General features: G+C 71.4%; 10 protein-coding genes and 1 tRNA gene. 6 read left to right on the top strand and 5 right to left on the bottom strand.

Going from position 1 to position 11,709, the window contains the following annotated elements; translation table 11 throughout:
* Positions 1-287: 287 nt before the first annotated feature.
* Positions 288-1,280: an L-lactate dehydrogenase gene (locus ABWU78_RS04340; protein ID WP_253054920.1), complete on the top strand. Its 993-nt coding sequence runs from the start codon at positions 288-290 to the stop codon at positions 1,278-1,280.
* A 13-nt stretch (positions 1,281-1,293) separates the two neighbouring features.
* On the opposite strand, the gene ABWU78_RS04335 is transcribed toward ABWU78_RS04340, so the two are convergent.
* On the bottom strand, positions 1,294-1,818 hold the full coding sequence (locus ABWU78_RS04335; protein ID WP_439157653.1) for a DUF1992 domain-containing protein: 525 nt from the start codon (positions 1,816-1,818) through the stop codon (positions 1,294-1,296).
* Between the two features lie 70 nt (positions 1,819-1,888).
* Here ABWU78_RS04335 and ABWU78_RS04330 point away from each other — a divergent pair, with 70 nt between their 5' ends.
* The gene (locus tag ABWU78_RS04330; protein WP_253054078.1) at positions 1,889-2,506 is read left to right on the top strand and encodes a TetR/AcrR family transcriptional regulator; all 618 of its coding nucleotides are present in this window, start codon (positions 1,889-1,891) and stop codon (positions 2,504-2,506) included.
* Between the two features lie 745 nt (positions 2,507-3,251).
* Here ABWU78_RS04330 and ABWU78_RS04325 read toward each other — a convergent pair.
* A complete protein-coding gene (locus tag ABWU78_RS04325; protein WP_253054080.1) occupies positions 3,252-4,418 on the bottom strand; it encodes a DUF4062 domain-containing protein in 1,167 nt (388 codons plus the stop codon).
* Positions 4,419-4,651: 233 nt separating this feature from the next.
* Between ABWU78_RS04325 and ABWU78_RS04320 the strand changes: the two genes are divergently transcribed.
* Positions 4,652-5,059, top strand: a complete 408-nt coding sequence (locus ABWU78_RS04320; protein WP_290445583.1) for a tyrosine-type recombinase/integrase — start codon at positions 4,652-4,654, stop codon at positions 5,057-5,059.
* 66 nt (positions 5,060-5,125) lie between these two features.
* Here the strand turns inward: ABWU78_RS04320 and ABWU78_RS04315 are convergent.
* The 3 genes from ABWU78_RS04315 to ABWU78_RS04305 form a co-directional block, all read right to left on the bottom strand.
* Positions 5,126-5,215 (bottom strand) — tRNA-Ser (locus ABWU78_RS04315).
* A 98-nt stretch (positions 5,216-5,313) separates the two neighbouring features.
* Positions 5,314-6,327, bottom strand: coding sequence for an iron-siderophore ABC transporter substrate-binding protein (locus ABWU78_RS04310; protein WP_439157652.1), 1,014 nt, complete (start codon positions 6,325-6,327; stop codon positions 5,314-5,316).
* Between the two features lie 8 nt (positions 6,328-6,335).
* Positions 6,336-7,175 (bottom strand): siderophore-interacting protein, encoded by an 840-nt coding sequence (locus tag ABWU78_RS04305; RefSeq protein WP_253054086.1) that lies wholly within the window; start codon positions 7,173-7,175, stop codon positions 6,336-6,338.
* A 234-nt stretch (positions 7,176-7,409) separates the two neighbouring features.
* Between ABWU78_RS04305 and ABWU78_RS04300 the strand changes: the two genes are divergently transcribed.
* From ABWU78_RS04300 to ABWU78_RS04290, 3 genes are read left to right on the top strand one after another with little or no spacing between them, the layout of a single operon-like run.
* Complete coding sequence (locus ABWU78_RS04300; protein WP_439157651.1) at positions 7,410-8,153, top strand: DUF4956 domain-containing protein; 744 nt, start codon at positions 7,410-7,412, stop codon at positions 8,151-8,153.
* Positions 8,150-9,034: a polyphosphate polymerase domain-containing protein gene (locus ABWU78_RS04295; RefSeq protein ID WP_439157650.1), complete on the top strand. Its 885-nt coding sequence runs from the start codon at positions 8,150-8,152 to the stop codon at positions 9,032-9,034. The genes ABWU78_RS04300 and ABWU78_RS04295 overlap by 4 nt, the downstream gene beginning before the upstream one ends.
* Positions 9,034-11,106 carry a carbohydrate-binding domain-containing protein gene (locus ABWU78_RS04290; RefSeq protein WP_439157649.1) on the top strand — a complete coding sequence of 691 codons (2,073 nt, stop codon included), beginning with the start codon at positions 9,034-9,036 and terminating at the stop codon, positions 11,104-11,106. Before ABWU78_RS04295 ends, ABWU78_RS04290 begins: the two co-directional genes overlap by 1 nt.
* Positions 11,107-11,709: the final 603 nt, after the last annotated feature.

Genomic DNA, 11,709 nt, shown 5'->3' with positions numbered 1-11,709 from the left:
GGGCTGGGGATCCCGGGATTTGTTCGGTCTCCTGCAACTTACCTGGACAGGAGGTGTTTACGCCAGGGTCCGAACGAAAATCGCCCGCTCGTGGGTTTGTGTCGGACGGTCGACCCGCAGCCCGTGGACGCCCGTCCAGGAGCCGGCGTGGGCCGGCTCCTCGCGGGGGCCGGTCGCACGCTCCCCCGTCGCCGTCCGCCGAGACGTCCTAGCCTGGAAGCGGCCCGTACTTCTCATGCGACGCGCGCGACGAGGGAGTGACTGCGGTGAGGCAGGAGCGGAGCGACATCCAGACCGGTGAGACGAGAACCGGGACAGGCGGGATCCAGACAGGCACGACGGCGAAGGTCGCCGTGGTCGGGGCCGGCTCGGTCGGCGCGACCTTGGCCTACGCCGTCCTGATCCGCGGGGCGGCGCGCGAGGTGGTCCTGTTCGACGTCGACACGGCCAAGGTCCGCGCCCAGGCCCTCGACCTCGCGCACGGCATCCAGTTCATGCCCATGGCACGCGTCGAGGGCTCCGACGACGTCGCGGTCTGCGCGGACGCGGACGTCGTCGTCGTCACCGCGGGCGCCAAGCAGCAACCCGGGCAGACGCGCATCGACCTCGCCGCCCGGACCGTCGGCCTGGCGCGCACGCTCATGCCCCAGCTCGTCGAGGTCGCGCCCCACGCCGTCTACCTCATGGTCACCAACCCCGTCGACGTCGTCACCTACGCCGCCCTGAAGTACTCCGGACTGCCGCGCGCGCAGGTCCTCGGCTCCGGCGCGGTTCTGGACTCGTCACGGTTCCGGTACCTCATCGCGGACCACGTCGGCGTGGCCGTGCAGAACGTGCACGCCTACGTCGCCGGCGAGCACGGCGACACCGCCGTGCCGCTGTGGTCGTCCGCGACGATCGGCGGCGTGCCGCTCCTGGAGCTCGACCCGTTCGACGGCCGGGACCCGCTGACCGAGGAGGTGCGCCGGGCCATCGCGCACGACGTCGTCCACTCCGCCTACGACATCATCGCCGGCAAGGGCGCCACCGCCTACGCGATCGGCCTCGCCGCCTCCCGCGTCGTCGAGGCGATCACCAACGACGAGCACCGCGTCATGCCGGTCTCCTCGCTCCTGAACGGTTACCGAGGCATCGACGACGTGTGCCTCTCCGTCCCGACCATGGTCAGCCACGACGGCGCCGGGACCCTGCTGCGGACACCCTTGTCCGACGGCGAGCTCACCGCGCTGCACCGGTCCGCCGACGCACTGCGAGCCGCGGCAGCCGAGGTCGGGCTCTGAGGGGAACGTGCGGCTAGCGGTGCCGCCCCAGGAAGCGCCGACGGCGACGTCGACCCTCGGCAGGCGCGTCCGCACACGACCACGCCTCCGCCTCCGCGGCGCGTGCGGCCCGGCGGCGGGCCCATGCGGCGACCGTCTCGTCCACGTCCCGCGGCATGGTGACCAGGGGCGGGCCCGCGGGCGGCTGGTAGCGGCCGCGCAGCACGCGCCGGTTGAACTCCTCGACCTCGTGCCGCACGTCTTCCTCGACCCAGATCTCGTCGAGGCGCTCGTCGAGCGCGGCGTCTTCTCTGCGCAGTTCGATGGAGGGTGGGAGAACCACGAGCCGCTCGCGCTGGACGAGGTTCTTCAGCCACCAGTCGGGGTCGTAGCGGTCGGGCATGGGGAGCGGCTTGCCGCTGCCGGGCAGGTCGTCGAACTCGCCGCGTTCGATCGCTCTGCGGATGTGCATGTCGGCCAGCAGGGCGATGGCCACCTCGTCATCGATGGCGACCGCGCACGGGTTGAAGAACGCCGGGGGCGGGTGCGGGTCGGCCATCGCTGCTCCGTTCCGTCGTTGACAATACGGCTGTATTGTGTCACGCGAATCGTCAACGAGGGGGGCCTGAATGCCGAAGCTGGTGGACTACCAGGAGCGTCGCGCGGCGATCGCGCGTGCGCTGTGGCGCGTCGTCGACCAGCAAGGCTGGACCAAGGCCACGATGCGCGAGGTCGCGAGCGAGGCCGGGGTCTCGCTCGGGCACGTGCAGCACTACTTCGCGTCACGCACCGCGTTGTTGACCTTCGCGATGGAGTTCGCCGCCGAGCAGACCGCCGACCGCGTCGCGCGAGGACTGGCCGCGCTCGACCAGCCCCCGCACCCGCGGGACGTGCTCCGGCTGGTCCTCGTCGAGATGCTCCCCCTGCACCCCGATGCGCGGGCGTCGAGCCGCATGAGCGCCGCCTACGTCCTGGAGGCGCTGCACGACCCGACGCTGCGCAAGCAGGCGAGCCTCGGGCTGCGTGACGGCCGCGCCCTGTTGGAACGGCTCGTCCGCGAGGCGATCAGGCAGGGCCAGATCGCACCGGACCGCGACCCGGACATCGAGACGGATCTCCTTCTGGCGCTGACCGGGTTCACTCCGCTGCTCGAGCTCGATGTGATCGAATCCCAAGCTGCGCTCACAGCGATCGACCAGCACCTGAATCGCCTCTTCGCTGGCGCAGGACCGCGTTCCCTGCGGTAGTGCCAGGAGGTCGGCCCAGATCGCGATGTCAGGTGTCGAGCCAGCCTAGGTCAACGAGACCTCGTCGCGTTTCGCCCGAGTCCGACGGAGCGCCCAAGGCCGCGGAGTAACGCAAGCGGACCCTTCGTGCGAGAGTAACGGTGGGCTTGGCGCGTTCCACGCCGTCGGATGGCCGCGTCAGAAACGACCTCTGACTCGCGACGGCTCGCGGGCGCAACTCGGATGGGATTGTGCGCGACACCACCCGCGCTTCCGTTCTCCGCTACGAGCGCCGCGCATGGCTGCATCGTGGGTCGCTTCTGCGGCGCTTCGTACCTGGCAGGACAGGTCCGCGATGTCTGGCCGACAGACTGACATCTCAGATGCTGTTGCGGCCGCAGGCCAGATGGCCAGATGCGCGACGCCCTTTGGTAGCACTGAGGGACACCGATTTGGGCGGGCCGTGGACTGCGAGAGTTCGTGCGTGACGCGGGCGTCCGGGTCGTCGGCGCGGCCGGCGACTCTTGGCGAGGTCAGCGGTACTGGCGGTAACGCATGGTCAATACCTGGCGAGGCGGTCTCGGGATGCCACCGAGGCCGCCCTTACTATATGGGCGCCTCGACGGGTAGGTGTGCGGAGCGCGGGGCTCGCCCGGAGTGCAGCCCGCGCGCGAGCGACACGATTGAGCCAGCATTGACAGCCCTCGACCCATCGGGGCCGAGGACGCATAGCGCGTGCCCCGTCCAGAACGTGTTTGTCGAACAGCTAGGCGTTCTCTGCCGCGCCGTCGTCTACGGCACTCTCGTCGCCTTCAACTTCACCTTCAGGCTCAGAACTCTTCAGGTTCCTGAGCCGAATCCTGTTGTGCAATTCGACTCCAAGCGAAGTCACGCTCCAATACTCACCCTTGTCCGAAACCCCGTGCCGCCGCCTCGACGGCTCGACTAGACCCAGCGCCATGAGATCTGCCAGCACCTCCTGCGTCTGGTTCTTTGCAACGATCCACCAAGCTCGATTCATCTTGTCTTCGCGCAACTCCATCGCCAAGAGTCCGGCCGCCTCCATCAGTTCGACTTCAGTCAAGAGAGACGACGAGAGATAATGAAACAGATCGAGCAGGTTAGTTTCTGCATCGCTCCAGTCGGAATCAGCCTTAGAGTACTTGTAGCTCAACTCCCTCTTATAGCCAGAGATCTCGTCGATCAAGCTATTGAGCTCGGATCTTTGGTCTGCTTCGCGGCTTGCCTCAAGCTTAGAAATCTCGTTACGCAGCCGCGCATTCTCTGCGCTGAGCCTGGTGAGCTCATCAGCAGTCTCAGGGCTCATCGACGCCGCGCCTCTTGACCAGCCTTCCCTTGGATTCGCCGTGAACGCCTTGGATAGGGATATCGAGACGCGCCCGTACAAATCGTCAGCACTCTTCCAGAAGCTAACGGGCTTGGATCTCACCAGGTCCTTAAATTCTCCCAATAGCTTCACCTCAGGGTTCTTTCGGTCGATCTTTGCCGGTGGCCACTCGGCCGAATCGTCGATCACAAACCCCAAGACAGGCACTCCGCATGAGACCGCATACTCATACTCCTTACGAGTAAAGCTCACGCCCTCGACAATCGATCCGTATCGGTGCGCCACAATTACGCAGTAGTAGTCCGATTCTTCGATATGCCGCTCAATAATCTTCCATTGCTCCTCGTCGGCGGCACTAAACATCTCCATTCCGACAGGAATGTGGCCCATTTCGAGAATCGCCTTGATGACTACATCCCGCTCCTCCTTTAGATCCTCGAACGTAGAGCTCACGAAGATCTGATACTTCTTCTCACTCATTCGCCTGCCCCGCATCTCTACGACCCACAACCTGACCTTCCTGCCAAGACCGTCCGTAAATCCGACCGTGGAACTCTGAGATATCCAGGCTAGATCGAGCGTCATCGCGCCGCTCCGCGATGCCATGCGCGAGTGGGAGGACCGCCCCACCCTCGCTCGCGGCCGTCGCAACGTCACGATCCTGCCGCAGATCGTAGACATGTTGCTCGGTACCGGGCTGCGGATCGGCAAACTCCTTGCGATGCGGGATGCCGACGTCGACCTCGATACCGAGGTCCCAACGCTCATCGTCACCGGGAACCGTCGTCCGGGCGGAGGGCTGGCTCGTGCGGCAGCCCATGCCGAAGTCCGACTCGTCACGGCGCACGATCACGCTCCCCGCGTTCGTCGTCACCGCGATCCGCGAGGCGCTGGACCTCGGGCTGGACGGCGGTCCGGACGCCCTGGTGTTCCCGTCCACGCGGGCCACTCCGCGCTCCCCCAGCCGAGTGCGCGACCAGCTCCGCGAGGCGCAGGCCTCCATCGGCACCACGGTCACCCCGCACGACTTCCGCCGGACCGTGGCGACGCAGGTCGCGAACTCCACGACGATCGGCAACGCGACCGCGCTGCTCGGCCATGCCAACGAGGGCACGACCGTCCGCCACTACGTAAAGCGCACGCACGTCGCACCGGACCTGCGGGTCGTCATCGACCAGCTCGTCCAGCAGGCCGCAGCCGACGACCCGCAGGGCAAAACGGAGTAAAAGCGGAGGGCCGGGCACGGCGAAGGGCCCCACAACCGCAGGATTCTGCGGGTGGGGCCCTTCGGGTGGCGGTAGCGGTGGGATTTGAACCCACGGTGGACTTTCACCCACACACGCTTTCGAGGCGTGCTCCTTAGGCCGCTCGGACACGCTACCTTCGCCGGGAAACCCGGCCCAGGAAGGATACCTGGTCAGACCCCCGGACACCGAATCGGCCGGTCAGGCCGCCCGATCCGACGCCCGGGAGCCCACCATCACGACCCGCTGAGCGCGTCCGCGAACAGCGGCGTGACGTTGTCGATCGCGTAGATCACGGCCGTGGGCGTGCCGAGCGAGAAGGCGTTGGAGAGGTCCTTGTCGTCGAACACGACGTAGCGCCCGTCGGCGACGGACGGCACGGTCTGGAAGATCGGGAGCGCCTCGACGTCGGCGGCGGTGAAGCCGATGGGCTGGATGACGGTGAGGTCGGCGTCGAGCAGGTCGACGTTCTCGGTGCCGAGGTTGGCGGAGAACTCCTCGCCGGCGGCCGCGTCGATCTCGGGCTTGGTGCTGAACCCGAGGCCCTGCATGAACTCGCCGCGGCTGGACGTCGAGACGTAGGCGCCGAAGCCCTCGGCCCAGTACGACCCGATGACGGCGGTCTTGCCCGCGAACTCGGGGTGCTCGTCGCGCGCGGCGGCGAACGCGTCGTCGACCTCGGCGAGCAGCTCGTCGCCGGCCTCGCTGCGCCCGAGCGCGGCGGCGATCATGCCGACCTGGTCCTCCATGGGCGTGAGGTACGCCTCGCCGCCCTCGGGGATCGCGACGGTCGGGGCGATCTCGGAGAGCCGCTGGTACCGCTCGGGGTCGCCCGACGACTTCACGTCGAGGATGACGTCGGGGTCGAGCACGGCGATCTGCTCGTACGAGGGTTCGAGCGTCCCGATGATCTCGGGCGACTCGTCGTACGCGCCGTCGAGCCACGGGCCGACGCCGTCGCCGCCGAACGCGAGCCAGTCGCTCGCCCCGACGGGCTGGACGCCGAGCGCGAGCGCCGTCTCGGCGTCGCCCCAGCCGAGGGCGACGACGCGCTCCGGCTCCTCGGGGATCTCGACGTCCCCGAACGCGGTGGGGATCGTCACGGGGAAGGCGTCCGCGGCGCCGTCGGCGCTCGGGCTGCCCGACGGCGCGGCGTCGCCCGAGTCGTCCCCGGACGAGCACGCGGCGAGCGCGAGGACGGCGAGCACAGACGTCGCCGCGAGCGCGCGGCGCAGGGTGGTGCGGTGCATGGGACTCCTCAGTCCTCGAAGATCTGGCCGACGGGCTCGCGCTTCTCCGCCTGGAAGCGGTCCTCCGCGCGGCCGTAGGCCCAGTAGCCGGAGAGCGACAGGTCGGCGCGCGGGACGCCGCGCTCGGCGAACACGCGGCGCAGCGCCTTCATGGCCTCGCGCTCGCCGTGCGCGAAGACGTGCACGCGGCCCTCGCGCCACGCGAGGTCGGCGACGGCGTCGGGCAGGAGCGTCGTCGTCCCGGCGGGCGCGTCGCCGCGCAGCACCCAGGTGACCTCGACGCCGTCGGGCGCCTCGAGCGGGAGCCGGTCCGCCTCGGTGCCGACCTCCAGCACGGCGTGCCCGACGGCGTCGCGCGGCATGGCCTCGAGCGCGGCGGCGATCGCGGGGAGCGCGGAGTCGTCGCCCGCGAGCAGGTGCCAGTCGGCGTCGGGGTCGGGCGCGTACCCGCCGCCGGGGCCGGAGAGGACGATGCGGTCGCCGGGCTTCGCGCGCGCGGCCCACGGCCCGGCGAGGCCCTCGTCGCCGTGCACGACGAAGTCGATCGCGAGGCGCTGCGCCGCCTCGTCGACCCACCGCACCGTGTATGTGCGGGTCACGGGCAGGTCCTCGGGCGCGAGCGTCTCGCGCAGCGCCGCGATGTCGTAGGGCGGCTCCAGCCCGAGCTCGGGCTTGGCGAAGATGATCTTGACGTACTTGTCGGTGTGCTCGTTCGTGGTGAACGCGGCGAACCCCTCGCCCCCTGCCACGACCCGCACGAGGTGCGGGGAGAGCCACGCGGTCTCGAGGACCTCGAGGACGGTCTGGGGGCGGGCGCGCCGCGGCGCGGGCGCGGTGGTGGTCGACATGACAACCTCTCGTCGGTGACTTAGGTGAGGCTAACATCACGGCTCGTGCCCTCGCCGTGACCCCGGTCACGAGGCCGCGAGCGCCGCGGCGGCCCGCGTGACCTCGACGCGATGCCCCGCGGAACGGGACTCATACACACGGCCTGTGCCCTCCACAGCGACCGCACAGGCTCCTCCGGCGGAATGGGAACGTCCTCGACCACGGCGCCCAGCGCCCCGGCACCCGGAGGCCTCGTGTCCCAGCCCGTCCTGTACCTCGTCGACCTCGTCGCGGTCACCGTCCTCGCGTTCGGCCTCTACTTCCCGCGTCACCGGCGACGCGACCTCGTGGTCGCGTACCTCGGCGTCAACGTGGGGGTGCTCGCGGTCGCGGCGACGCTCGCGACGAGCAGCGTGGGCGCCGGGCTGGGGCTCGGGCTCTTCGGGGTCCTGTCGATCATCCGGCTCCGCTCGACCGAGCTGTCCCAGACCGAGGTCGCCTACTACTTCGCTGCTCTCGCGCTGGGCCTCCTCGGCGGCCTCGGCGCGACGACCGGTTGGCTGTCCCTCGCGGGCACGGCGCTCGTCGTCGGCGTGATGGCCGTCGTCGACCACCCGCGGGTCCTGCGCCGCGCGCAGAGCCAGAGCGTCGTCGTCGACCGCGCCCTCACCGACCGCGCCGAGCTCACCCGCCACCTGGAGGAGCTCCTCGGCGCGGAAGTCCGCGGCGTGAGCGTGCAGCGCCTCGACCTCGTCAACGACACCACCTGGGTGGACGTCCGCTACACCGAGCCGCGCACCGGCCGTCGTGCGACGCCGGCTCGTGCCCCGGCGGCCGCCGCGCCCCTCCCCGTGCCCGACGGCGCACTCCGAGCCTCGCACGAGGCGGCGCCCTTCGCGCCGGTCGCCCCGGCGATCGCGCCGACGCCTCCGACTCCGGCAGCGGCCACGACGCCCGGCCCGGCAGCCCGGCCCGAGCGGACCGAGGTGCGCGCGTGAGCCCCCGGACCGTGACGGCCGACGACCGCGTCCGCGCCGTCCTCTACCCGCTCGACGACGTCGGCCTGGACGAGCTCGTCGACGCGGCCGCGCTGCTCACCCGGGTCGACCGCAAGTACGTCCTGCCGGTCGACGACGCGGTGACGGTGCTCGACGCGCTCGCCCGGACCACCCCTGCCCGCGTCCTCGAGATCGACGGCGCGCGCAGCGCGGCGTACGAGTCGGTGTACTTCGACACCCCCGACCTCGCGTCGTTCCGCCTCACCGCGACGCGGCGCCGCCGGCGGTTCAAGGTCCGCACCCGCACCTACCTGGACTCGGGCGCGAGCTTCCTCGAGGTCAAGACCCGCGCCGCGCGCGGCACGACGCTCAAGCAGCGCGTCGCGCACGACGGGTGCCCGACGGCGCTCGGCGCCGACCGCACGTTCGTGGGCCGCACGCTCGCGGCCGAGGGCATCGAGGGCGTGCCGGAGCACGCGCTCGCGCCCGGCCTCGTGTCGCGGTACCGCCGCACGACGCTCCTGCTCCCCCGGGCCGACGGCGCCGCGCGCGCCACCGTCGACACGGGCCTCACGTGGGAGCTCGACCAGCCGGGCGCGCACGCGCCGCTCGCCTGGTTGGTCCCGCACCTGGTGGTCGTCGAGACGAAGGGCGGCTCGACGCCGTCGGACCTCGACCGCCTGCTGTGGCGGCACGGCCACCGGCCCGAGCGGATCTCCAAGTACGGCACCGGTCTGGCGCTCCTGCGCCCCGACCTTCCCGACGGCCCGTGGCGCCGCGTGATCCGCCGCCACCTCTCCCCCTCCCCCGACGCGACCGCGCCCGCGGGGACCACGACCCCTCCCGCCCGCACCCCCGGGCACGACGACAGGAGCCTCTGATGCGCATCCGCCGACCCCTGACCACCCTGGCCGTCGCCGCGGCGGCCGCCGTCCTCGCGAGCTGCTCCGTGCTGGGGAGCGGCGCGACCACCGACAGCGCCTCGACCGACACGAACGCGACGACCACCGCGAGCGTCGTCTCGGACGCCGTCGCCGGGCTGACCCCCGACGAGGCCCGCGCCGACAACGCCGAGGTGACGGTGGACGACACCGATCTCGCGTACGACGAGTCCTCCGCGGTGACCGTCACGCTGGACGGCGACACCGCCACGGCGGACGGCGACGGCGTGACCGTCGACGGCTCGACCGTCACGATCACCGCCCCCGGCACGTACGTGCTCAGCGGCACGCTGGAGGGGCAGGTCGTCGTGGACACCGCGGGGGACGGGCTCGTCCAGCTCGTCCTCGACGGCGCGGACGTCACCGCGACGACGAACGCCGCCGTGACCGTGCAGGACGCGGAGAAGGTCGCCGTGATCCTCGCCGACGGCTCCACCAGCAGCCTCACCGACGCCGAGACGTACTCCGCCCAGGACGCCGACGGCGAGCCCGACGGCGCGCTGTTCTCGACGGCCGACCTCGTGATCGGCGGCGACGGCGCGCTCAGCGTGACGTCGCACGCGAACGACGGCATCGTCTCCCAGGACGGGCTCGTCATCGCGGGCGGTGACCTCACCGTCGACGCGGGCGACGACGGGATCCGCGGCAAGGACTACCTCGTCGTCACGGGCGGGACGCTCGACGTCACCGCCGCGAAGGACGGGCTGAAGTCGACCGAGGACGGCGACGAGACCCTCGGGTTCGTCGACGTGCGTGGCGGGACGATCACCATCGCGTCGGGCGACGACGGCGTGCAGGCCGTCACCGACGTCGTCGTCTCCGGCGGGACGCTGTCCGTGACCGCCGCGGGCGGTGCGGGCGCGGCCGTCGCCGAGGACGCCTCCGCGAAGGGCCTCAAGGGCGACGTCGGCGTCGTGGTCGGCGACGACGTGACCGTCACCGTGGATGCCGCCGACGACGCGCTGCACTCCGACGGCGCCGTCTCCGTCTCGGGCGGGACCGTCGAGCTGTCGTCCGGCGACGACGGCGTCCACGCCGACGGCGACGTCACCGTCTCGGGCGGCGACCTCACCGTCACGACGTCCGTCGAGGGCATCGAGGGCGCAGCCATCACGATCGCCGGCGGCGACCTCGACGTCACGGCGAGCGACGACGGCCTCAACGCGACCGTGGGGTCGACGACCGCCGAGACAGCGACCGCGACCGACGGCGCGACCGACGGCTCGACCAGCGACGACGGCTCGACCGGCAGCGACGGCTCGACTGGAGGCGACGGCTCGACCGGCGCGGCGCCCGACGGGACCGCACCCGGCACGACCGCGGACGGCACGATGCCGGAGCCCCCGGACGGCGCCGCGGCCGGCGGCACCCCGCCGGAGATGCCCGCCGACGGCCAGATGCCCGAGCCCCCGCAGGGCGGCGAGCTCCCCGACGGCACCGAGATGCCCCAGGGCGGCCCCGGCGGCATGGGTGGCGGCATGGACACCGACGACGGCTCGACGCTGACGATCTCCGGCGGCACCCTCACCGTCGACGCGGGCGGCGACGGGATCGACTCGAACGGCTCGCTCACCGTCACGGGCGGCGAGATCGTCGTCCAGGGTCCGACGAACGACGGCAACGGCGCTCTGGACGTCAACGGCACGTTCACGATCAGCGGCGGCTCGCTCGTCGCGGCGGGCAGCGCGGGCATGGTCGTCGTGCCGTCCACGGACTCCGCGCAGGGCTGGCTCGCGGCGGACGTGTCCGCGAGCGCCGGCGACACCGTCACCGTCACGACCACCGACGGCACCGTCCTCACCGAGCGCACGGTCACCAAGGACACCGCGAACGTCGTCGTCTCCTCGCCCGACGTGACGACCGGCGAGACCTACACGGTCACGACACCCGCCGGCTCGACGACCGCCGTCGCCGGCGAGTGGACCGGCGGCGGCATGGGCGGCCGGACCGGCGGGGGCCGCCCGGGCACCCAGGACGGCACCACGACCCAGGACGGCACCACCGAGTCCTGACCCGTCCAGGCCCGAACGCTCTGCCCGGCGGCCACCACAGGCCGCCGGGCAGAACGCTGCCCGCCGACGCTGAACCGTGGTCGTTCCTTCAGCCTTGCGGAGTCGGGTACGCGGCGTCCTCGAGTCTCAAGCCCGCGGGTCGGGTCCGCGGCGCGGGTGGCCTCGGTGCTCGGGGCTGCGGCGCCGTCACCCCGGTCACTCGGCCGTGGGTTCGAGGAGCGCCGCTCTGACGCCCCTTCGCATCCGAGCCCACCCCCACCGCTCGGCGATCGTCTCGCCCGGGACGTCGGTCGCCGCTTGCGACCATCGGGTTGCCCGCCGGAGCAGGGTGCCCGTGGCGGCTCGGCGCGAGGCCGACCAGGCCGTCCTGGTGGGTCGAGCAGGCGACGCGGGTTCGTCCCGCGCGCCGGACGCGCCCGAATCACCTGCTCGACGTGACGGCGCCGCGACCGGCGACCGTCCCGCGCGCGAGGTCGCGCGGCCTGGGCCGAACGCACCCGCGGGCGGTCGCCCACGGTGAGGACCGACCAGGGCGGGACGACGTAGGGCGGGGTGGGTGGTGGTGCCGCGTCGTGGCGGGCCTGGCGGGAGCCGCGAGGAACG

The sequence above is a fragment of the Cellulosimicrobium sp. CpK407 genome, from assembly GCF_051844275.1.
GTDB classification, from domain to species: Bacteria; Actinomycetota; Actinomycetes; order Actinomycetales; family Cellulomonadaceae; genus Cellulosimicrobium; species Cellulosimicrobium cellulans_G.
The sequence above is the reverse complement of the archived record's forward strand: the minus strand, read 5'-3'. Positions and strand labels throughout refer to the sequence as shown.